Consider the following 22087-nt stretch of genomic DNA (forward strand, 5'->3'; position numbering starts at 1 on the left):
ACACACATCACAGTTGTAACAGTATTAACTTGAGTCACAGTAGTATCAAGATTGACAGCGGCATCCCCGTCCGCGTCCGCACCCGCAGTTGAGAAGAGGATTCTTTCCGATGACGATGTCCCGCTCGCGCAAGCAGCCCCCCAAGCCGAGTCTGCCCATGATTGCCGCCACCACAGCGGCGCTGCCAGCGGTCGTTTTGTCATCCTTGGCCCTCGCCGAGCCGGCCACGGCCCAGCAGCCGGTGAGGAACATTCCCAGCAGCCTCGCAGCAGCAATGAAGGCACAGGCCGAAGCGAAGGCGGCCGGGACCATCATTCCCGCTGCCGTTGTCTCCACCACCATTCCCGCAGCATTCCAGCCCGCGCAGCCGGCGGCACCCGCGGAGTACACGATCGTCCGCGGGGATACGGTCAGCGGGATCGCCGGCCGTTTCGGCCTGAATACCGGGGACATCCTTAGGCTGAACAACCTGCAGGCCAACACGATCATCTACCCGGGCCAGAAGCTCAAGCTGTCCGGCACGGCGGCGCCCGCGGCTCCCGCTCCCGCACCTGCCGCCGCCCCCGCAGCGCCTGCACCCACGGGCGGCGCAACCTACACGGTGAAGGCCGGGGACACCCTGGGAGCGATCGCCGCGAAGCACAACGTCTCCCTTTCGGACGTCTTCGCCTGGAACAACCTCTCCATGCGCTCCATCATCTACCCGGGACAAAAGGTCAAGGTAGGCGGCGGCGACGCCGCTCCTGCCCTGGCAGCCCCGGCACCGGCAGCTCCCGCCGCCCCGGCCCCGGCACCGGCACTGGCAAATACCTCCGCGCCGGCAACAGGCTCCTACACCATCAAGGCCGGCGATACGCTCTCCGCCATTGCGTCCCGCCACGGCGTCAAACTGTCGGACCTACTCGCGGCCAACAACCTGGGTATGACCACTGTCATCTACCCGGGCAGCAGGCTGGTCATTCCCGGCGGCTCCGGCCAGCCGGCCGCGCAGCCCGCAGCAGCACCCCAGCCGGCGGCCGCACCGCTGGTTCCCAGCTCCTTCCTGGGTTTCAGCTACCCGGCCGCTGTTGTCAGCTCAGCCAACGAAAACAAGGCGTTGCTGAACGCCTCTCCCGTTCCTTCCCGGGATGAAATGAAGAACATCGTTGCCGACACCGCACGGCGCATGGGCGTGGATCCCTCGCTGGCCATGGCTTTCGCTTTCCAGGAATCCGGCTTCAACCAGCGGTCCGTCTCCCCGGCCAATGCAATCGGCACCATGCAGGTCATTCCCAGCTCCGGGCAGTGGGCATCGGACCTGGTGGGGCGGAAGCTGAACCTGCTGGACCCGTACGACAACGCCACGGCCGGCGTGGCCATCATCCGGCAGCTGCTGGCCACCAGCAAAGACCAGGACACCGCCATCGCGGGTTACTACCAGGGCCAGTACTCCGTGAGCAAGTACGGCATGTACGACGACACCAAGGCCTACCTCGCGGCCATCAAGGCACACCAGAAGAACTTCAGCTGAGCTTCGGCAACTGACAGCTTCAAGCCTGCGGGTCCGAACCGTTACCGGTTCGGACCCGTTTTCATTTCGGACGCGTTTTGCTGCGGGACTAGGATCGTAAGGTGCAGGAACACGTGTCAGACCCAGTTGTAGGGACGCTGGTGGACAACCGCTATGCAGTCACTTCCAGGCTTGCCCGTGGCGGGATGTCCACCGTCTACCTGGCGGTGGACCAAAGGCTGGACCGTGAGGTGGCGCTGAAAGTGCTTCATCCCCACCTCGCCGCCGACGAAAACTTCCTGGGCAGGCTGGGCCGTGAAGCCAAGGCTGCTGCCCGGCTGTCCCACCCGCACGTGGTGGGAGTCCTCGACCAGGGCAACGACGGCAATACCGCCTACCTCGTCATGGAATACATCAAGGGCCATACGCTCAGGGACGTCCTCAAGGAGAGGGGCGCCCTGACACCCCGGCTGGCGCTGGCCCTGATCGATCCGGTGGTGGAGGGCCTGGCTGCCGCCCACGCTGCCGGCTTCATCCACCGCGACGTCAAGCCGGAAAACGTCCTGATCGCCGACGACGGCCGGATCAAGATCGGCGACTTTGGCCTGGCCCGTGCCGTCACCAGCTCAACCAGCACCGGCGCCCTGATTGGAACAGTGGCGTACATCTCGCCGGAACTGGTCCTGGGTAAGCCGGCGGATGCCCGCAGCGACGTCTATGCGGTTGGCATCATGCTGTACGAAATGTTGACCGGGCGGCAGCCGTTCGAGGGCGAAGTACCCATCCAGGTGGCCTACCAGCACGTCAACGATGTGGTGGGGCCGCCGTCGGACCTGGTCCCGCGGTTGGCGGGCGAGGTGGACGAACTGGTGCAGTGGTGCACCGCCAACGATCCGGAGAACCGGCCCGTGGACGGGAACGCGCTGCTCCAGGAACTGCGCCACATCCGTACCAACCTCACCGATGCGGAACTGGACCTGCAGCCGCCGGCAGCTGCCGCGGCTGCCGCCATGCACCAGACCGAGGTGCTGGGCCGCACCAGCAACCCGACAACCATGATGCCCCCGTCCCGGCCGGCTGCACCTGCCCACCCGCCGCGGCAGTCCCAGCAGGCGGAGGCAAACCCGACGGAGCAGGTGGCCTACCACCAACGCCCGGGACTCACGCTGCCCGACGACGACGCCGCCGACAGCGGCTGGTCTCCCCCGCCGCCGCGGCTGGGCAAGCGGGCACAACGCAAGGCCGACAGGGAAAGCGAGAAACTCCGTGCCGAGGCGGCCGCCACGCCGGTGCGCACCCTGCGGGACGGAAATCCGCGCCGCCGCGGCCTCATATGGGTCGTGGTCCTGATCCTCGCCGCACTCCTGGCAACGGGTGCAGGGTGGTTTTTCGGCATGGGTCCCGGTGCCGCCGCCGCTGTTCCCGCGGTGGCCAACAAGACCGTGGCCCAGGCCCAGCAGGTCCTGGACGGGGTGGGCTTCCACTCCACCACGAGTGATGTGTTCGACGACGACGTGCCCACCGGAATCGTGGTGGGCAGCGATCCGGCGGCAGGGACGCAAATCCGGAAGTTCCAGCCGGTCTCCCTGCTGGTGTCCAAAGGTCCGCAGCTTTTCCCCCTGCCGGACCTCACCCGCGGGAACCTGGACGATGCGAAGAAAACCCTCAACGCGGCGGAGATGGCGCTGGGCGCGGTCACGGAAAAATTCGACGACCAGGCACCTGCCGGAAGCGTCCTGTCCCAGGATCCAGGCGCCGGCACGCCCGCCAGGCACGGGACCCCTGTGGGAATCACCGTTTCCAAAGGCCCGCAGCCGCTTCCGGTTCCGTCGGTCGTAGGAAAAAACGGCAACGATGCCGTCGCCGCCATTGAGGCAGCAGGCCTTACTGCCAAGGTAGCCCCGGACCGGGTGTTCGACCGGAATGTTCCGGAGGGCGCCGTCGTCAGCCAGACCCCGGCGGACGGGACGCTCACCCGGGGCGGAACCGTCACCCTGACCATTTCCAAGGGTCCCAAAATGGTGGCGGTCCCAAGCTTTATCGGCAAGCAGGCCACCGAAGCAGAACAGGCCCTGAAGAAGCTCGGATTCGAAGTCCGCCGCAACAACATCCTGGGCGGCTTCTTCGGCACGGTCCGGGACCAGTCGCCGGTGAACCGGGAAGTCCCGGAAGGCTCCGTGGTCACCATCACCGTGGTGTAGTCCCGGTGGGCCGGCATCGCCGGCCCACCTTAGGCAGTGATGTCCCTAGTGCTTGGCGAGGGCGCCGGCCACCAGGAACGCCATCTCGAGGGACTGCATGTGGTTCAGGCGGGGATCGCAGACAGACTCGTAGCGGTCCAGGAAAGCGTCCTGGTCGATCGGGTCGGCGCCGCCCAGGCACTCTGCGACGTCGTCGCCCGTCATCTCCACATGCAGGCCGCCCGGTACCGTACCCAGGCCGTGGTGCACCTCGAAGAAGCCACGCACTTCGTCGATGACGTCGTCGAAGTTGCGCGTCTTGTACCCGTTGGGCGAGGTGACCGTGTTGCCGTGCATGGGGTCGGTGACCCACAGGACCTGCGCCCCGGAGGCGGTGACTTTCTCGACGACGGCGGGCAGCTTCTCGCGGATGTTGCCCGCACCCATGCGGGTGATGAACGTAAGGCGGCCGGGTTCGCGTTCCGGGTCCAGCTTGTCGATCAGGCGCAGGGCGTCGTCCCCGGTGGTGGACGGGCCAAGCTTGACGCCGATCGGGTTGCGTACCCGTGAGAGGAAGTCCACGTGGGCGTGGTCCAGTTCCCGGGTACGCTCGCCGATCCACAGGAAGTGGGCGGAGGTGTCATAGGGGAAGCCGGTGCGGGAATCGATGCGGGTCAGCGCGCGCTCGTAGTCCAGCAGCAGTGCCTCGTGGCTTGCGAAGAACTCCACGCGCTTGAGGGCTTCGAAGTCGGCGCCGCACGAGTCCATGAACTTGATGGCACGGTCGATGTCGCGGGCCAGCGATTCATAGCGGGCGTGGGCAGGGTTTTCGGTGAACCCCATGTTCCACTGGTGCACCGAGCGCAGGTCCGCGAAGCCGCCCTGCGTAAAGGCGCGGATGAGGTTCAGGGTGGAGGCCGACGTATGGTAGGCCCGGAGCATGCGTGCGGCGTCGTGGCCGCGGGACTCAGGAGTGAAGTCGTACCCGTTGACAATGTCGCCGCGGTAGGCGGGCAGGGTCACGCCGTCACGGGTTTCGTCGTTGGAGGAACGCGGCTTGGCGAACTGGCCCGCCATGCGGCCCATTTTAATGACCGGCATCGCGGCGCCGTAGGTGAGCACCACTGCCATCTGGAGGATCGTCTTGACGCGGGCGCTGATCTTGTCCGCCGTGGCGGCGTCGAAGGTCTCCGCGCAGTCGCCTCCCTGCAGGAGGAACGCCTTGCCCTGGGCGGCGGCTGCCAGCCGCTCGCGCAGGACATCGACTTCACCTGCAAACACCAGTGGCGGAAGGACCGACAATTCCTTCACGGAGGCCTCGAATACATCCTTGTCCTGCCAGCTGGGCTGCTGGGAGATGGGGAGGTCCCGCCAGTGGTCCAGTCCGGGATAGTTGGCCGCTCCGCTCTGGGCGGTGCTGGACAGAGAAAAGGCTGGTTTTGCAGATAGCTCAGTCACCTTCTAAGACTAACGGCAGCGCGGCAGCGGCGGGCACCGGACCGTCACGCTGCCCGCTGTCCCCGTCACAACTGACGCCGGCGCGCCGGAGGGTTCCGCTATCCCCTGGCCTTCGTGCCGTCGTCGTCCTTCACTGCCGGCTGGGGAGCCGCTTCGCCGGAGCCGGCCTCCTGGACGAATCGTGCGTCGGAGGCTGCAGGGGCGGCAAGGGGCTCGGCTGCGGCGAGTGGCTCCTCGGGCTTGCCGGCGAGCCGCAGCTTCACCACTGCCGCATATTCGTCCACGTATTCCTGGCCGGAGAGACGCAGCAGCCGGGACATGATCTGGTCCGTTACCTGGCGCTGGACCGCCCGGTCCTCAGCCTGGTCCCGGTACTGGCTGAAATCGAGTGGTTCGCCGAAGATCATGCCAATCCTGCGGATGTTGGGCAGCCGCTTGCCAATGGGCTGGACCTTGTCGGTGCCGATCATGGCCACCGGAATCACGGGGACCCCCGCCTGCAGCGCCAGCCTGGCAACCCCAACCTTTCCGCGGTACAAGCGGCCGTCAGGGCTTCGCGTCCCCTCCGGGTAGATGCCCAGCAGGCCGCCGGCGTCCAGCACGTCCATCCCGGCGTTCAGGGACGCTGCGGAGGCGGCGCCGCCTGAGCGGTCCATGGGCAACTGGTTGGTCAGGCGGAAGAACGCGGCTGTAAGCCGGCCCTTGATACCGGTTCCTGTGAAGTATTCCGATTTGGCAAGGAAGACCACCGGGCGCCGGACCATGAGCGGCATGAAGATCGAATCGGAGAACGACAGGTGGTTGGAGGCGATGATGGCGGCCCCCTGCGCCGGGATGTTGTCCAGGCCCTTGACCCAGGGCCTGAAAAGCAACTTGATCACTGGACCGAGGAAGATCCGTTTCATGACCCAATAGAACACGTGGTGAACCTCTCCGGAAGGCAGCCCCAGGCCCTGCGTCGGGCCTGGCCAGCGATTCAATGCAACCCTACTCTAGTGAGATTTGGCTGGAACAGTGACACGATGGAGTCATGACTGAAAGCAGCACCCCGTCCCGACCGGCCGCTTTCAGTTACCCGGGCCACGGCGCTAACGCCCGCATCGGGGTGGCCATTTGCCACGGTTTTACCGGCAGTCCACTGAGTGTCATGCCGTGGGCGGAGCACCTGGCTGACCTGGGTTATGCGGTGTCCGTCCCCCTTCTGCCGGGGCACGGCACGGACTGGCGCCAGCTTGCGCAGACAGGCTGGAAGGACTGGTACCGCAGCTACGAAAGTGCCCTGGAGGATTTGGCAGGCCGGACGGATTCCTGCTTCGCCGCGGGCCTGTCGATGGGCGGCGCTGTCGCGCTGCTTGCGGCGTCCCGCCATCCGGTGGCCGGGGTCAGCGTGGTCAACCCGGGCCTAAGCTTCTACGACTGGCGGGTCCGGATCATCGGGCTCCTCAAGTATGTCCAGCGCACCACCGTCCCCATCCAGGAAGACCAGACCGGCGCCCCCGCCACCGACGACGGCGACTATTCGCTGACCCCGCTGGCCGCCGTGCATGAGCTCAAGAAACTGTTTGGCGCTGCCATTCGCTCCCTGCCTGCCGTGGACGCCCCCGTCCAGGTCTTCAAGTCGCGCACGGACGCCGTGGTCCCGCCGACCTCGCTGGCGTTGCTGCGGAAGGGGCTGGGCGGAAACCTCGCCGAGGTGGTGGAGCTTGCCAGCAGCGGACATGTGGCTACTCTGGACGTTGACGCGCCCTCGATCTTCATCAGGTCGGGCGAATTCATCGCCGCCCATGCCCGCCGCACCAGTACCTTGGAGACGCCATGACCTCCGGACCGGACCACAGCCCGTTTTCCAGCGCCTTCAGCGGCGAAGGACCCCGCACCGGGGTGGTCCTGTCCCACGGATTCACCGGAAGCCCCCATGGCCTGCGCGCCTGGGCTTCGGCGTTCGCTGCCGCGGGCTTCGCCGTCCGGATGCCGCTGCTTCCGGGCCATGGAACCACGTGGCAGGAGCTCGCACGCACCCGCTGGCAACAGTGGCACGGCGCCCTGGATGACGCCTTCCTGGAACTGGACGCCGAATGCGACCAGGTGTTCGCAGCCGGCCTGAGCATGGGCGGAGCCTTGGCGCTGCGCATCGCCGCCACGCGGTCCGTGGCCGGAGTGCTCCTGGTGAACCCGGCCCTGGTGGTTGACGATCCCCGTGCGCCGCTGGCAGGAATCCTCAAGCTGGTGCTCAAAAGCACCCCATCCATCGGCAACGACATCCTCAAAGCCGGGATGGATGAGGGCGCGTATGCGCGTACCCCCGTGGCCGCCGCCCACGAACTGAACAAGATGTTCCGGGATACCGTCCGGCTCCTTCCCCGGGTCACCGCGCCGGTTCAGGTCTACCGCTCCACAGTGGACCACGTGGTGTCGGATGCCAGCATGAACGTCCTCCGGCGGGGTCTGACGCACGCTCCGCTGGAAGTGGTGCGGCTGGAGAACAGCTACCACGTGGCCACCCTCGACAACGACGCCGACCGCATCTTCGAAGGGTCCGTGGACTTCATCAAGCGAGTCGTGCAGGACTCAGCCGCCCGCCCGGCGGGACCGGGACAGGAGGTCCGCAGTGAACAGGCCTGACTCCGGCCAGCCGGACCAGGGCGCCAACCAGGACGACGCCGTGTGGCTGGACCTTGTGGCCCGCCTCGAATCGGACACCGTGGCCATCCGGCCCGACGCCGCCCCTCGGGAACAGGCACCCACCGGCACGGCGGCTGCTGCGCCCGAGACGCCGGCTCAGCCCACTTTCAGCGACTTTGATCCCCTGGGCCTGGCAGGAACTCCGCCTGCCGAAAAGTCCGCAGTTGAACGCGGCGCGGGGGCGCCGGCGGGCCCTGAAACGGAGATGCCCGCAGACGGGCCCCGGGACTATGAGGTGGACGACGACGGCGGGGAGTTCGTGCCGGAGGAGCCGCCCAGCCTGGCCGGCACTGATCCCCTGACCATGCTCGCCTGGCTCGGGGCCGTGGGCGGACCAGTGGCGCTGCTGCTCTCGGCCATGTTCTGGCGGTCGGCACCCCTGCTGGCGATCGTTGGCATCGTGGCCATATTCGTGCTGGCAACGGTGTACCTGATCATGAAGTTGCCCCAGGAAAAGAACGGCGACGACGACGGCGCAAGGGTTTAGCGCCCCCTCCGCCAGCCCGCCGTCGTCGTCAACCGTGGACGCGGCTGCTGACGCGGGACAGGTCGGCCGCTCCGATAAGGCCCGCGTTGGGGCCCAGGGCTGCCAGTTCGATCCCCGCAGCCGGGCGGAATCCCCGCCCTGTCAGGTTCCGTGCGAACGCTTTCCGGGCAGGCCCCACCAGCAGGTCACCGGCTGAACACAGCCCGCCGCCGATGACGAACAGGCCGGGGTCCAAGGCCGCGGCCAGATTGGCGAGCCCGAGCCCCAGCCATTCGCCGACCTCCTCGATCAGCTCCTGGGAGGCAGGATCCCCTGCCAGTGCCAGTTCGGTCACGATGGCGCCGGTGATTGCTTCGGGATGCCCGTCCACCACTGCCAGCAGGTCCTGGGCCACCGGCGAATTGGACCGGGCCAGCAGCCGGGCTTCCCGCCCCAGGGCGTTGCCGGAGGCGTACTGCTCCCAGCAGCCACGGTTGCCGCATTCGCAACGGTGGCCGCCCGGCATGATGATTTGGTGGCCGAACTCCCCTGCCACGCCAAAGCGGCCCCGTTCCACCCTGCCGTCCATCACCATGGCCCCGCCGATGCCGGTTCCCAAGGTGATGCAGACCAGGCGGTCCTCGCCCTGGCCGGCGCCGAAGCGCCATTCCGCCCAGGCGGCTGCATCGGCGTCGTTGGTCAGGAGCACCGGGCGCCGGAGGAGCCGCTGAAGGTTTTCCCGCAGCGGCTCGTTGCGCCAGGCCAGGTGGGGGCTGAACAGGACGGTGCCGCCGGCCAGGTCCATCCAGCCGGCAGCACCAATGCCAACAGACCAGATGCGGTGGCCCCGGCCCAGTTCCTCCACCAGTTCCACGATGACCTGTTCCACCGCGCGTGGGTCGGTCCCGGGCGTGGAGCGGCGGGCCTCGCTGAGGATCCGGCCTTCGGCGTCCACCACGCCTGCGGCCACCTTGGTTCCGCCAATGTCGATCCCGATGGCCAGTCCCTTACGGCCCAGGCGGAGGTGCCCGCCGACGCCCCCGTGCAGCTGTCCGGCACGGTGGGTGGCGGGACGTCGGCGCCAGGGTGCCGGTCTTTTCAGGGGGCCGGCCTGATCGCCGGGCAACGGTCCGTACATAGTCCACCATTCTAGGCCGGGAGCCGGGATTGCCCTGACAGAAGCCGCTCTTCCCAGCGTCCATTGACGCCTAAGTTACTGGCCAGTAGGTTTGTGTACTGCACTGTTCCGCCCGGGGTACTAGTCTTTAGGCAACCCCCTGCGCGGGACTTCAGATATCAAAGGAGCTATAGTGCGCGAATTCAGTGTTCCGCCCCTGGTTGTTGTCCCACCCGAAACCAACATCACGGATCTGGTGTTGCGCCAGGCGGTCAAGCCCAGCAACCCGGCACTGTTTTCGCGCCTGGACCCTGCGGGAACCTGGCAGGACGTTTCCGCCACGGAGTTCCTGGCAGACGTTCAGGCCCTGGCCAAGGGGCTCATCGCCAGTGGCGTAGGCACCGGCGACCGGGTCGGCATCATGTCCCGCACCCGCTACGAATGGTCCCTGGTGGATTTCTCCATCTGGTTCGCGGGTGCCGTCTCGGTCCCCATCTACGAAACCTCATCCCCATCCCAGGTGGCCTGGAACCTCGGTGACTCCGGCGCCGTTGCCGCCTTCGGCGAATCCGCCCACCACGAGAATGTCATCCGGCAGGCGGTCACCGCCGAGGGGCTCACCGACGTGCAGCACGTCTGGCAGCTGGAGGGCCAGGGACTGGACAGCCTCCGCGAGGCGGGCCGCGGCGTCAGCGACGAAGAACTTGAGGCACGCCGCAGCGCAGCCGGGCTGCGGGATGTGGCCACCATCATCTACACCTCCGGAACCACGGGACGCCCCAAGGGGTGCGAACTCACTCACGGCAACTTCGTGGAGCTCTCGGACAATGCCCTGGCCATCATCGGCGAGATTGTCCATGAGAAGGCCAAGACCATCATGTTCCTGCCGCTGGCCCACGTGTTTGCCCGGTACATCTCGGTGCTGGCCATGGCTGCGGGAACCACGGTGGCCCATACCCCGGACATCAAGAACCTCCTGGCCGACCTGCAGAGCTACGAACCGACGTTTATCCTGGCGGTGCCCCGGGTGTTCGAGAAGGTCTACAACTCAGCGCTGACCAAGGCCGAAGACGGCGGCAAAGGCGCCATCTTCCACCGGGCCGCCGAGACTGCCATCGCCTACTCGAAGGCCAGGCAGGACGGACGCGTGGGGCTGGGCCTGAAGCTGCGGCACGCATTGTTCGACAAGCTGGTCTACGGCAAGCTCCGGGCGGCCATGGGTGGGCACGTTGCCCACGCCGTATCCGGCGGCGGTCCCCTGGGTGAGCGGCTGGGCCATTTCTTCCAGGGCATCGGCCTGCAGGTGCTGGAAGGATACGGGCTGACCGAAACCACCGCACCCATCACCGTGAACACCCCGTCACGGATTAAGATCGGCTCCGTGGGGAAGCCCCTGCCGGGCAATGCCGTTAAGATTGCCGACGACGGCGAGATCCTGGCCAAGGGCGTGTGCGTCATGCGGGGCTACTACAGGCGTGAGGACCTGACCGCGGAAGCCTTCACCGACGGCTGGTTCCATACCGGGGACATTGGGCAACTCGATGACGAGGGGTTCGTCTGGATCACCGGCCGCAAGAAGGAAATCATCGTCACCGCGGGTGGCAAGAACGTCATCCCTGCCCTGCTTGAGGACCAGATCCGAGCCGACGCGCTCGTGTCTCAGGTCCTCGTGGTGGGCGACAACAGGCCTTTCATCGGGGCCCTGGTGACCCTGGACCAGGAGGCGCTGCCCGGTTGGCTCCAGCGCCACGGCCTCCCTGCGGACACCACCCTCGAGCAGGCAGCGGCCAACCCGGTGGTGAAGGCTGCGGTCCAGGACCTGGTAACCGCAGCAAACGCCTCGGTCTCCCAGGCCGAGGCCATCAAGTCCTTCCGCATCGTCCCGGCCGACTTCACTGAGGCCTCCGGCCACCTCACCCCCTCCATGAAGGTGAAGCGGGCCCAGGTGATGAAGGACTTCGAAACGGTCATCGAGGAGATGTACTCGGCCCCGCGCCCCTGAAGCAGGCAACGATGAAAGGGTCTTTCCCCAAGGAAGGGCCCTTTCCCCTTTAACTGCCCGCCGCTGGCCGGGGATCGGGTACTACAGTGGTTGCATGGCTGCCAGCCGCAAACCGCTCGACGACCTGCGCGAAACCCTCGGCCACCTGGCCGATCAGCTCAAGCTGCCCGGATCGGAGCGAGTGGACGATCTTGTGGGCGACCTCATGGGCGCCAGGCCCGGGCCGGCCAGGCCCCTGTCCGAGCTGCAGGCGGAGCTCGACGCACTGGTGGGCCTGGAGACAGTGAAGGAACAGGTGCGCGCCCTCGTCGCACTGCTCCAGGTGCAGGCGCGCCGCAAGGCGCACGGCCTGCCGGAGGTGGCCACGTCCCAGCACCTGGTGTTCCTCGGAAACCCGGGCACCGGCAAGACCACCGTGGCGCGGCTCCTGGCCGAGATGTACCGGGCGGTGGGCCTCCTGCAGAAGGGCCACCTGGTGGAAGTGGACCGGTCGGGCCTCGTAGGGCAGTACGTCGGGCAGACTGCCATCAAGACGGACCGGGTGATCAGGCGTGCCCTGGACGGTGTCCTGTTTATCGACGAAGCCTACGCGCTGGCCCCGGAAGACGGCAGGATGGACTTTGGCCCGGAGGCAATCGAGGTCCTGCTGAAGCGGATGGAGGACCACCGCCACCGCCTGGTGGTAATCGTGGCCGGGTACCCGCGGCTGATGGAGTCGTTCCTGCTCTCGAACCCCGGGCTGCGCTCCCGCTTCGCCCGCGAGATCACGTTCCCGGACTACTCTGTCGAAGCACTGCAGACCATCTTCCACCAGATGCTGGCCCAGCACGAGTACATCCTGGAGCCTGGTGCTGAGGAGATGCTGCGCCGCATCTTTACCGGGCTGCACGCCGGCGAGGACTCCGGAAATGCAAGGTTCGCGCGCACCTTGTTTGAGCAGGCACTCAACCGCCAGGCCCTGCGGCTCTCGCTCGACGAGGGACAAAGCCTCGAGGCGCTGGACCGGGAAGCTGTCATGACCCTCACCGCAGACGACATTGCCGGGGCCGCGCTGGCCCTGGGCGAGGAACCGGAGATGGAACCTGAGCCGCTGCCAGAACCAGGGCAGTCCCGCTGGTGGCGCTGGCTGGCCTGACTCGGCCATCACAAAGGGGGACCCGGCTCCAAGTGCGCGGATAGGCCCTGGTCATGAAACTGCTCCCCGAAGCCCGCACCGGATGGCCGGTGCATTCTTCGGGGAGCAGCCAACGAACGGGATTACCCGTTCGGCGTTGTCGGACAGTCCTACTGTTCGATCACCAGCAGCAGGTCCCCGCCCTGGACCTGCTCCACCGCGGAAATTGCGAGGCGCGAAACCTTGCCGCCCACCGGCGTCGTAATGGACGCCTCCATTTTCATCGCCTCGATGGTGGCCACGGTGTCGCCCGCCTTGACCGTCTCCCCCGGCTTGACGGTGACGGTGACGGCCCCGGCGAAGGGGGCGGCCACCTGGCCGGGCTGGGCGGGATCGGCTTTCTCGGCGGCCTTGACGTTGCTCACCACGGAGCGGTCACGCACCACAACGGGCCTGGACTGGCCGTTCAGGGTGCACATGACGGTGCGCATGCCCTTCTCGTCCGGCTCCGAGACCGCTTCCAGGGAAGCGATCAAGCGCACGCCGCGCTCCAGCTGGATCTCATGCTCGGTGCCGCGCTGCAGCCCGTAAAGATAATCGCGGGTGTCCAGGACCGAAATGTTCCCGTATGTCTCCACGCTCTTGAGGTAGTCCTTGGTGGGACCATCGAAGAGCAACCGGTTCAGCGTGTGCTGGCGGGTCTTGGAGTCGGACTTCAGCGCCGCGCTGTCCTCGGCGCTGAGCTCCACGTCGCGGACCTTGACGCTCCTGCCCTGGAGGGCCTTGGTGCGGAACGGCTCAGGCCAGCCTCCGGGAGGATCGCCGAGTTCGCCCGACAGGAAGCCGATGACGGAGTCGGGGATGTCGTAGTTCTGCGGGTTCGCTTCGAAGTCGGCGGGATCGGCGTTGAGGCCCACCAGGTGCAGTGCGAGATCGCCCACCACCTTGGAGGACGGCGTTACCTTCACCAGGTGCCCCAGGATCCGGTCCGCTGCGGTGTACATGTCCTCGATCGCCTCGAACTGCTCTCCCAGGCCAAGGGCCATGGCCTGCTGGCGCAGGTTGGAGAGCTGGCCACCCGGGATCTCGTGCTTGTACACGCGGCCGGTGGGGCCGGGCAGGCCGGACTCGAACGGGGCGTAGACGCGGCGGACCGCTTCCCAGTACGGCTCAAGCGAGCTGACGGCATCCAGGCTGAGGCCGGTGTCCCGCGGCGTGTGGGCCAAGGCGGCAACAAGGGCCGACGCCGACACCTGGCTGGTGGTGCCCGCGAGGGATGCGGAGGCCACGTCCACGGCGTCCACGCCGGCGTCGACGGCCGCCAGGAGCGTAGCCAGCTGGCCACCTGCGGTGTCGTGGGTGTGCAGGTGGACCGGCAGGTCGAACCGCTCCCGCAGGGCGGCGACAAGCTTGGCGGCGGCAGCGGGCCGGAGCAGCCCGGCCATGTCCTTGATGGCCAGGATGTGGGCACCGGCGTCGACGATCTTCTGCGCCAGGCCCAGGTAGTAGTCCAGGGTGTAAAGCTTCTCTTCCGGGTCCAGCATGTCGCCGGTGTAGCAGAGGGCCACTTCAGCCACGGCTGTGCCCGTAGCCCGGACGGCGCGGATGGCCGGAGCCATCTGGCTGACGTCGTTTAGGGCATCAAAGATGCGGAAGATGTCGATGCCGGTGGCGGCAGCCTCGTTGACGAAGGCCTCCGTGACCTCTTCCGGGTAGGGCGTGTAGCCCACGGTGTTGCGGCCGCGCAGCAGCATCTGGATGCAGACGTTGGGCATGGCCTTGCGCAGGGCCGCGAGCCGGTCCCAGGGGTCCTCACCCAGGAAGCGCAGTGCGACATCGTAGGTAGCGCCTCCCCATGCCTCGACGGACAGCAGCTGCGGCATCAGGGCCGTCACCGCGGGGCCGGCGGCAACGAGGTCGCGGGTGCGGACACGGGTGGCCAGCAGGGACTGGTGCGCGTCACGGAAGGTCGTGTCGGTGACAGCCACGGCATTCTGCTCACGCAGTGCCTTCGCGAAGCCCTCCGGGCCCAGCTCTAGGAGCTTCTGCCGTGAACCCGGGGCCGCCTGCTTGTCCTTGACGTCGGGCAGCTTGTGGGCGGGGTCCGAGTGGACGGTTAGTTCGCCGTTGGGCTTGTTGACGGTGACGTCGGCCAGCCAGGTCAGGAGCTTGGTGCCGCGGTCCGCCGAGACCCGGGCCTTGAGCAGTTCCGGACGCTGGTCGATGAAGTTCGTGGCAACGTCCCCGGCGATGAAGTCCGGGTCATCCAGCACGGCCTGGAGGAAGGGGATGTTGGTGGAGACACCGCGGATACGGAACTCAGCCAGCGCACGGCGGGCGCGGGCAACTGCTGCAGGGTAATCCCGGCCGCGGCAGGTGAGCTTGACCAGCATGGAGTCGAAGTGCGGGCTGATCTCGGCGCCGGAGTAGACCGTGCCGCCGTCCAGGCGGACGCCAGCTCCACCGGCCGAGCGGTAGCCCGTGATCTTTCCAACGTCGGGGCGGAAACCGTTGGCGGGGTCCTCGGTGGTGATGCGGCTCTGGAGGGCAGCGCCCCGAAGTCGGACCGTGTCCTGGGAAAGGCCAAGATCGGCGAGGGTCTCGCCGGCGGCGATCCGCATCTGCGCCTGAACCAGGTCAACGTCCGTGACTTCCTCGGTGACCGTGTGCTCCACCTGGATGCGCGGGTTCATTTCGATGAAGACGTGCTGGCCCGCCCGCTCGCCCTCGGTGTCAACAAGGAACTCGACGGTACCGGCGTTGACGTACTTCAACGCCTGCGCAAATTTCACCGCGTCCCGGTACAGGGCCTGGCGGATGTTGTCGTCCAGGTTGGGGGCAGGCGCGATCTCAATGACCTTCTGGTGCCGCCGCTGGATGGAACAGTCACGCTCGAAAAGATGCATGACGTTGCCCTCTGCGTCTGCGAGGATCTGCACTTCGATGTGCCGTGGCCGCAGGACCGCCTGCTCCAAGAACATAGTGGGATCGCCGAAGGCGGCATCGGCTTCGCGCATTGCCGACTTCAGCGCTTCGGGCAGTGCCTCGCGGGTATCGACCCGCCGCATGCCACGGCCACCGCCACCGGCAACGGCCTTGGCGAAAATGGGGAATCCGATCTCATCGGCCGCCGCCAGGAGTTCGTCCAGGTCCTTGGAGGGCTCGCTGGACTTCAGGACCGGCACGCCTGCCTCGCGGGCGGCCTTCAGCGCCGCCACCTTGTTGCCGGCAAGCTCCAGTACCTCGGCGGGCGGACCCACGAAAGTGATGCCGGCGTCCTTGGCGGCGCGTGCCAGTTCAGGGTTTTCCGAGAGGAAACCGTAGCCCGGGTAGATGGCGTCTGCGCCGGCCTCTTTCGCGACCCGCACCACCTCGGCCACGTCCAGGTACGCCCTGACGGGGTGCCCTTCCTCGCCAATCAGGTAAGCCTCGTCCGCCTTCTGCCGATGGATCGAGTTACGGTCCTCCTGGGGAAAAACGGCAACGGTCTTTGCGCCCAGCTCATAGCCGGCGCGGAAGGCCCTGATCGCGATTTCGCCGCGGTTGGCCACCAGAACTTTGGAAAACATACTTCTCCTGCATCATTGCGGGTGGATCGATGAGTGGTCACAGTGTCTAGGACCTGCAAGGACAAACACAAATCTTTGTGGCCACGGTCACAGATTTCCCCGTCATGTCCCGATCGCTTTCAGCCTGGCTGGCGGAAACCGCCCCGGCAGCACAGTCGGTGCCATGCCGACGCCCGATAAAGCAGGATTCGCCGACGCATCAACATATGATGAGTAGGGCGGCAGGACCGTCCGGCTTCGGCTCTGCCGAGGCAAACATTACCCCCAACACGGCACCCGGCGTTAGGTTTTGGTCTCTCAAGTGCAAGTAGTCAGCATCAGCAGCCTCAAGGGTGGAGTCGGCAAGACTTCCGTCACCACAGGATTGGCGTCTGCGGCGCTGGCCGCAGGAGTCCGCACGCTGGTGGTGGACCTGGATCCGCACGCCGATGCCACCACGGCCCTCGGCGTCCAGCCCGGTGACCAGCTGGACATCGGCAGAATGCTGAAGAGCCCGCGCCGGGCCAAGCTGGCCGAGAACGTGGTGCGCAGCAGCTGGGCAGACCGTGCCCCGTCCAACGGTTCCGGGCCTGCCGTCCTCGATGTCGCCGTCGGCTCTGCCTACACCGGAATCTACGACCGTCCGGACCTTGGCCGCCGCGATCTCCGCCGGCTGTCCTCCGTGCTGGCCGGCGCAGACGATTACCAGCTTGTGCTGGTGGACTGCCCTCCCTCGCTCAACGGCCTGACCCGCATGGCCTGGGCAGCAAGTGACAAGGTTGCACTCGTTGCCGAGCCCGGCCTGTTCTCGGTGGCCGGTACCGAACGGACCATGCGGGCCATCCAGCTGTTCAAGCAGGAGTTCGCACCCAACCTTTCACCTGCGGGGATCGTGGCCAACCGGGTCCGGAGCGGTTCCTCTGAACACACCTACCGGCTGGCGGAGATGGAGTCCATGTTCGGCGAACTCCTGCTCAGCCCACGGATCCCCGAGCAGGCCAACTGGCAGCAAATCCAGGGCGCAGCCCACCCCGTGCACCACTGGCCCGGGGATTCGGCCAAGTCTGCGGCCGCCCTGTTCGATGACCTGCTGTCCAACCTGATGACCGCAGGATCCGGGCTGCGCAGCCGGGCGCGCTAGGAACACATTCCAACAAGCAAGGGCCACCCTCCGTCCGGAGGGTGGCCCTTGCTTGTTGGACTCTGTGTCAGCTGATTTTCCGCGCTGCCCGCCGTTTGCTCAGTTCGTCGTCCGGAAAGGACTGCTCCGCGGCGTGCTCGCTGGGCAGCGAGGCAAGGCTGCCTTCGACTTCGCGCCACACGCGCCCCACGGCGATGCCGAAGACGCCCTGGCCGCCCTGCACCAGGTCGATGACCTCGTCAGCGGAGGTGCACTCGTAGACGCTGGCGCCGTCGCTCATAAGCGTGATCTGGGCCAGGTCCTCAACTCCGCGCTCCCGCAAGTGTTCCACGGCGGTGCGGATCTGCTGCAGGGAAACACCCGTGTCCAGGAGCCGTTTGACCACCTTGAGCACCAGGATGTCGCGGAACCCGTAAAGCCGCTGGGACCCCGATCCTGCTGCGCCCCGGACTGCGGGCTCAACCAGGCCGGTGCGCGCCCAGTAGTCGAGTTGGCGATAGGTGATGCCGGCGGCCTTGCAGGCGGTGGGACCCCGGTAGCCGGCGTCCTCGTCCAGCACCGGCAGGTCTTCGGTGAACAGGAGGCCCTGTGCACCGCTCACGGGCACAGCAACACCGGCCGTGGGCTGTTTAAGCCCGCCTGCTTCGCCTTTGGGACTCACCTGGATCCTCCTTGTCGTACGCTCCCCCGGAACTGATCCAGCAGCCGTGGCATGAAGGCCATGGGTGTAATTTCTCCGCGGGGCGCACTTTCCAGTGTGACTTGCGCGGCTGCCGTAAGCAAGGGAACTTGATACTTCGACGTTAGGCCCGGCGGGTCCCGAGGTCAAAGACCTCGGGGGATTGGAAAAGGCGTGTCGAAACTTTCAGCCTTAACTTTAACCTTAACGTGACCTTAGCCGTCGAAATCCTCGGGTTCCACGTCGTCCAGGAATTCCCGGAAGCGCCGCAGTTCGCGCTCCTCGTCCACCGTGGGACCCGGCTCCGCGTCCTCGCCCTCGTCGTGCTCCGTGATGCGCACACCGGCCTCGTCCATCACGGAATCGGCACACCAGATCCGGCACTTGGCCCGCAGGGCAACCGCCAGCGCATCGGAGGCGCGGGAGCTCACCGTAGTGCCGTTCTCAAACTGAAGCTGGCCATAGAAGATGTTGTCCTCCACGGCGACGATGTTGACGCTGACCACGGAGTGGCCCAGCGACTCTACGACATCCACGAGGAGGTCGTGTGTCATGGGCCGTGGCGGGACAACGCCCTGCTGGGCCAGGGCGATGGCGCTGGCTTCCGGCGTGCCAATCCAGATCGGGACGTGGCGTTCGCCGTGCATCTCCTTGAGCAGGACCAGCGGCTGGTTGGAAGGCAGTTCAATGCGAACGCCAACAATCTCGACTTCGATCATCAGATGTCCATGCGTGAGATATGGTCCTGCACCAGGGCCCGGTGCAGGGTGAGGCAAAGATCGCTGATCTCGCGCGCCGCCTCCGCCGCGCGTGCCTGTGATGCCGAGTCCCTGCGGGAGGCAAGGGGTGCGACAGCCCGTTCCACCAGGCCGAATTCCCGTTCGGCCGCAGCCTGGAAGGGCCTGAGGTGCCGGGGCTCAAGGCCGTGGCTTTCCAGCTGGACGCAGGCGCGGGCAACCTGCAGGGCATGCTCGTCGAATTGGCCGTTGCTGTGGCTGATAAGGCCGAAGCTCAGGAGCGACTGCAGCAGGGGGACGCTGGCGCCGGACTCGGTGCGGAGCTGCTCCTCGCTCAGCTTGCGGCCCCGGTTCTGCAGTTCGGCAGCCAGTTCGTCGGAAACAATGCGGGGGGAAACCACGACGCCGGGCGGGAGGTTCTCCGGCCGCTCTCCCCTGTCGATGGCGTCAAGGTAGTCCTTGATGACCTTCAGGGGCAGGTACTGGTCCCGCTGCAGGGCCAGCACAAAGCGCAGCCGCTCCACATCGCCGTCGGAATACTGGCGGTAGCCCGCAGGGGTGCGGCGGGGGTTGATCAGTCCCTTTTCCTCAAGGAACCGGATCTTCGACGCGGTCATTCCCGGGAAGTCCGCACTCAACTGGGCGAGGACTTCCCCAATGTTCAGGACCTGGGGGCCCCGGCGTTCCGGTTGTGCCATTGCCACAGGCAGCGGTCCCCGGTTCAGCTGCGGCCTGCAGCCGTGGCAGGGCTCAGGTAGAAGGTGAGGCGGAACTTACCGATCTGGACTTCGCTGCCGGACTTCAATTCCACGCTGTCCACGCGGTCGTGGTTGACGTAGGTGCCGTTGAGGCTGTTCTTGTCCACCACTTCGAAGCTGCGGGCTGTGCGCCGGAACTCCACGTGGCGCCGCGATACCGTGACGTCATCCAGGAAGATGTCCGCGTCCGGGTGGCGGCCCGCAGTGGTGACATCCGAGTCCAGCAGGAACCGGGCACCGGCGTTGGGGCCGCTGTGGGCCACCAGCAGCGCAGAGCCGGCAGGCAGTGCCTCCACCGAGTTGCGCTCGTCAGAGGACAGCCGCGGAGTGATGGTGGGTTCGTCAGTGACGGGGGTGAGGTGGATCGAGGTGGTCTCCGACGCCCTAGCCGCACCCGTGCCGTAATCCCCATCGGCAGGGTTGTGTCTGTGGCCAGCCATGGATTCCTCCTCTTAGACGTTGCGGGCATGGAACCCGCAACCAACGGTTAGTCTCCGGCCCTGCCCGGCAGGTCCGGCGCCGGCTCCCGATCCGGGCTCTGACGTGCGGAGACGCCGTGCCCGCGAGGCGGGGCCGGACCGGAAATACCGGTTAGCTTTAGCCTACCTGTTGTTCGTACTCGGATGCACTGAGCAAGGACTCAACGGCGTCGGCTTCGGCCAGTTTGATCTCGATGAGCCAGCCATCGCCGTAGGGATCGCTGTTGATCAGGGCCGAATCGCTGTCCAGGGACTCGTTGCGGGCCACGACTTCGCCGGAAACCGGGGCGTAGATGTCGCTGACGCTCTTAGTGGACTCGACCTCGCCCACTACTTCGTTTGCCGTAATCTTCGTGCCAACCTCGGGCATCTGGGCGTAAACGACATCCCCCAGGGCGTCCTGGGCAAAATCGGTGATTCCCACCCGGACCACGCCGTCGGCATTCGGGGAGGTGACCCACTCGTGTTCGGCGGTGTAGGACAGGTCTTCGGGAATGTTGCTCATGGGAGGCCTTTCATCGGGGTACGCGCCTATGTCACAAGGGGCCCGGAAATCGGGCCGCCGCTGAAAGTATAGGCATATCTACCGGGGCCGGCACCGGCGTTTCTGACAAGATGGGAGCCATGAGCGCAAGCACCGGTGCAGCATCCTTGGGACAGTGCAGGTAGGCCATGCCGGAACTGCCTGAAGTCGCCGGCCTCGCCGGATTCCTTGACGAACAGCTGCGGGGCTGTGTGGTCACCAAACTGCAGATTGTTTCCTTCGCGGTGCTCAAGACGGCGGACCCGCCCTTCGACGCCCTTGAAGGGCGCACGGTTTCCGGCGTCCGGCGCTTCGGGAAGTTCATCAGCATCGATACCGGCGGCGTTTCCCTGGTGTTCCACCTGGCGCGCGCGGGCTGGGTGCGCTTCACGGACTCCCCTGCCGACAGCCAGCTTCGGATGGGCAAGGGCCTCATCGCAGTCCGGTGCGCGTTCTCAGGGCCCAGCGGACCGCGCGGCCTGGATCTGACGGAGGCGGGTACCAAGAAGAGCCTGGCCGTTTACGTGGTGCGTGATCCCCAGGAAGTGCCGGGAATTGCCGCGCTGGGTCCCGATCCTTTTACGGAAGCGTTCGACGCCGACATGCTGGCAGAGATCCTGGGCAACAGTTCGCAGCAGATCAAGGGACTCCTGCGCAGCCAGAGCGTGATTGCGGGCATTGGCAACGCCTACAGTGACGAGATCCTTCACGCCGCGCGGATCTCACCGTTCGCCATCGCGAAGTCACTGGACCGGGAGAGCGTGCAGGTGCTGTACGACGCCATCCACAGCGTGCTGGGCGAAGCACTAAAGGAGGCTGCGGGCAAGCCGCCAAAGGATCTCAAGGACGTCAAACGCAGCCACATGCGGGTGCACGCCAGGGCCGGCCAGCCCTGCCCCGTGTGCGGAGACACCGTCCGGGAGGTGTCCTTCGCAGACACCGCACTGCAGTACTGCCCCACCTGCCAGACCAAGGGGAAGATCCTGGCTGACCGGAGGACGTCGAAGTTCCTGAAGTAGGTCGGCCTCGAACGTCCCGCGGCCTGCGCGGGAAGATCCGGGACTTCCGGTCCTGCCCCGGCACGCCCCCTGGACGTAGCGTCTTGATCAAGGCTCGCACGTCTCGGTCAACACGAAGGGGCAACAATGCGCACGTCCCGACCCGCCGTCCTCGGAATGGCCTTGGCCCTCGCCCTCGGCGGTGGCCTCGCGGGAACGGCCGTGGGTCCGCCCGCGGCCAGCGCGTCAGCGGTAGCCTCGCAGCAGAGCATTCGGGCGCCGATGGCGGTCCTGCAGGTTGGCGACGACGCCATCATCCAGCACTATGAGCAGCTCGGCGGCGTCGCATCATTCCTCGGCACGCCTGTTGGCAGCCCATACGACCTCGCAGGGGGCCGCGCCCAAAAATACACAGGCGGCACCATCTACTGGAGCTCCACGACTGGAGCGCACGAAGTGCACGGCTCAATCGGCGGACACTACGCCGAACTCGGCGGCCCAGCCGGCTTCCTCGGCTTCCCCCGCACCGACGAAACCGCCACCCCAAACGCCGCCGGCCGCTACAACGACTTCGCCGGCGGGTCCATCTACTGGAGCCCCGCCACCGGAGCCCACGAAATACACGGCTCAATCGGCGGACACTACGCCGAACTCGGCGGCCCAGCCGGCTTCCTCGGCTTCCCCCGCACCGACGAAACCGCCACCCCAAACGCCGC

General features: G+C 66.5%; 19 protein-coding genes. 10 read left to right on the forward strand and 9 right to left on the reverse strand.

Annotated features, from left to right (window positions below; genetic code table 11):
• The first annotated feature begins 109 nt into the window (after positions 1-109).
• Together ACFVTD_RS19650 and pknB are read left to right on the forward strand one after the other, a co-directional pair.
• Entirely contained in the window at positions 110-1510 is a 1401-nt protein-coding gene (locus tag ACFVTD_RS19650) for a LysM peptidoglycan-binding domain-containing protein (protein ID WP_387566383.1), read from the forward strand.
• A gap of 101 nt (positions 1511-1611) precedes the next feature.
• Entirely contained in the window at positions 1612-3690 is a 2079-nt protein-coding gene (gene pknB / locus ACFVTD_RS19655) for a Stk1 family PASTA domain-containing Ser/Thr kinase (RefSeq protein WP_387566386.1), read from the forward strand.
• Positions 3691-3735: 45 nt separating this feature from the next.
• Here pknB and ACFVTD_RS19660 read toward each other — a convergent pair whose 3' ends face one another.
• Both ACFVTD_RS19660 and ACFVTD_RS19665 read right to left on the reverse strand, forming a co-directional pair.
• Positions 3736-5127 carry a class II 3-deoxy-7-phosphoheptulonate synthase gene (locus ACFVTD_RS19660; RefSeq protein WP_387566389.1) on the reverse strand — a complete coding sequence of 464 codons (1392 nt, stop codon included), beginning with the start codon at positions 5125-5127 and terminating at the stop codon, positions 3736-3738.
• 98 nt (positions 5128-5225) lie between these two features.
• Positions 5226-6047 (reverse strand): lysophospholipid acyltransferase family protein, encoded by an 822-nt coding sequence (locus ACFVTD_RS19665; RefSeq protein WP_387566392.1) that lies wholly within the window; start codon positions 6045-6047, stop codon positions 5226-5228.
• A 110-nt stretch (positions 6048-6157) separates the two neighbouring features.
• Here ACFVTD_RS19665 and ACFVTD_RS19670 point away from each other — a divergent pair, with 110 nt between their 5' ends.
• From ACFVTD_RS19670 to ACFVTD_RS19680, 3 genes are read left to right on the forward strand one after another with little or no spacing between them, the layout of a single operon-like run.
• Positions 6158-6946: an alpha/beta hydrolase gene (locus ACFVTD_RS19670; protein WP_387566395.1), complete on the forward strand. Its 789-nt coding sequence runs from the start codon at positions 6158-6160 to the stop codon at positions 6944-6946.
• Positions 6943-7749, forward strand: a complete 807-nt coding sequence (locus tag ACFVTD_RS19675; RefSeq protein ID WP_387566398.1) for an alpha/beta hydrolase — start codon at positions 6943-6945, stop codon at positions 7747-7749. The genes ACFVTD_RS19670 and ACFVTD_RS19675 overlap by 4 nt, the downstream gene beginning before the upstream one ends.
• Positions 7736-8296 carry a hypothetical protein gene (locus tag ACFVTD_RS19680; RefSeq protein ID WP_387566401.1) on the forward strand — a complete coding sequence of 187 codons (561 nt, stop codon included), beginning with the start codon at positions 7736-7738 and terminating at the stop codon, positions 8294-8296. The genes ACFVTD_RS19675 and ACFVTD_RS19680 overlap by 14 nt, the downstream gene beginning before the upstream one ends.
• Positions 8297-8324: 28 nt before the next feature.
• Here the strand turns inward: ACFVTD_RS19680 and ACFVTD_RS19685 are convergent, their stop codons facing one another.
• Positions 8325-9413, reverse strand: a complete 1089-nt coding sequence (locus ACFVTD_RS19685) for an ROK family glucokinase (RefSeq protein ID WP_387566403.1) — start codon at positions 9411-9413, stop codon at positions 8325-8327.
• A gap of 172 nt (positions 9414-9585) precedes the next feature.
• Between ACFVTD_RS19685 and ACFVTD_RS19690 the strand changes: the two genes are divergently transcribed.
• Both ACFVTD_RS19690 and ACFVTD_RS19695 read left to right on the forward strand, forming a co-directional pair.
• Positions 9586-11394 (forward strand): AMP-dependent synthetase/ligase, encoded by a 1809-nt coding sequence (locus tag ACFVTD_RS19690; RefSeq protein ID WP_387566406.1) that lies wholly within the window; start codon positions 9586-9588, stop codon positions 11392-11394.
• 94 nt (positions 11395-11488) lie between these two features.
• Entirely contained in the window at positions 11489-12529 is a 1041-nt protein-coding gene (locus ACFVTD_RS19695; protein ID WP_387566409.1) for an AAA family ATPase, read from the forward strand.
• Positions 12530-12678: 149 nt separating this feature from the next.
• Here ACFVTD_RS19695 and ACFVTD_RS19700 read toward each other — a convergent pair whose 3' ends face one another.
• Positions 12679-16077, reverse strand: a complete 3399-nt coding sequence (locus tag ACFVTD_RS19700) for a pyruvate carboxylase (RefSeq protein WP_387566412.1) — start codon at positions 16075-16077, stop codon at positions 12679-12681.
• A 301-nt stretch (positions 16078-16378) separates the two neighbouring features.
• Here ACFVTD_RS19700 and ACFVTD_RS19705 point away from each other — a divergent pair, with 301 nt between their 5' ends.
• Entirely contained in the window at positions 16379-17197 is an 819-nt protein-coding gene (locus ACFVTD_RS19705; protein ID WP_387566415.1) for a ParA family protein, read from the forward strand.
• A gap of 67 nt (positions 17198-17264) precedes the next feature.
• Here the strand turns inward: ACFVTD_RS19705 and ACFVTD_RS19710 are convergent, their stop codons facing one another.
• From ACFVTD_RS19710 to gcvH, 5 genes are all read right to left on the reverse strand, one after another.
• Complete coding sequence (locus ACFVTD_RS19710) at positions 17265-17858, reverse strand: MerR family transcriptional regulator (protein ID WP_018763528.1); 594 nt, start codon at positions 17856-17858, stop codon at positions 17265-17267.
• 233 nt (positions 17859-18091) lie between these two features.
• A complete protein-coding gene (locus tag ACFVTD_RS19715) occupies positions 18092-18595 on the reverse strand; it encodes a bifunctional nuclease family protein (RefSeq protein WP_056331728.1) in 504 nt (167 codons plus the stop codon).
• Positions 18595-19311: a MerR family transcriptional regulator gene (locus tag ACFVTD_RS19720; RefSeq protein WP_387566419.1), complete on the reverse strand. Its 717-nt coding sequence runs from the start codon at positions 19309-19311 to the stop codon at positions 18595-18597. Before ACFVTD_RS19720 ends, ACFVTD_RS19715 begins: the two co-directional genes overlap by 1 nt.
• A 23-nt stretch (positions 19312-19334) precedes the next feature.
• Positions 19335-19811 carry an FHA domain-containing protein gene (locus ACFVTD_RS19725; RefSeq protein ID WP_141181219.1) on the reverse strand — a complete coding sequence of 159 codons (477 nt, stop codon included), beginning with the start codon at positions 19809-19811 and terminating at the stop codon, positions 19335-19337.
• Positions 19812-19968: 157 nt separating this feature from the next.
• A complete protein-coding gene (gene gcvH / locus ACFVTD_RS19730; protein ID WP_141160876.1) occupies positions 19969-20355 on the reverse strand; it encodes a glycine cleavage system protein GcvH in 387 nt (128 codons plus the stop codon).
• Positions 20356-20522: 167 nt separating this feature from the next.
• Between gcvH and ACFVTD_RS19735 the strand changes: the two genes are divergently transcribed.
• Entirely contained in the window at positions 20523-21392 is an 870-nt protein-coding gene (locus ACFVTD_RS19735) for an Fpg/Nei family DNA glycosylase (protein ID WP_387566424.1), read from the forward strand.
• A 126-nt stretch (positions 21393-21518) separates the two neighbouring features.
• The coding region (locus ACFVTD_RS19740) for an LGFP repeat-containing protein (protein ID WP_387566427.1) at positions 21519-22087 on the forward strand (569 nt) is incomplete at its 3' end.

Source organism: Pseudarthrobacter sp. NPDC058119 (genome assembly GCF_042884655.1).
Taxonomy (GTDB): Bacteria; Actinomycetota; Actinomycetes; order Actinomycetales; family Micrococcaceae; genus Arthrobacter.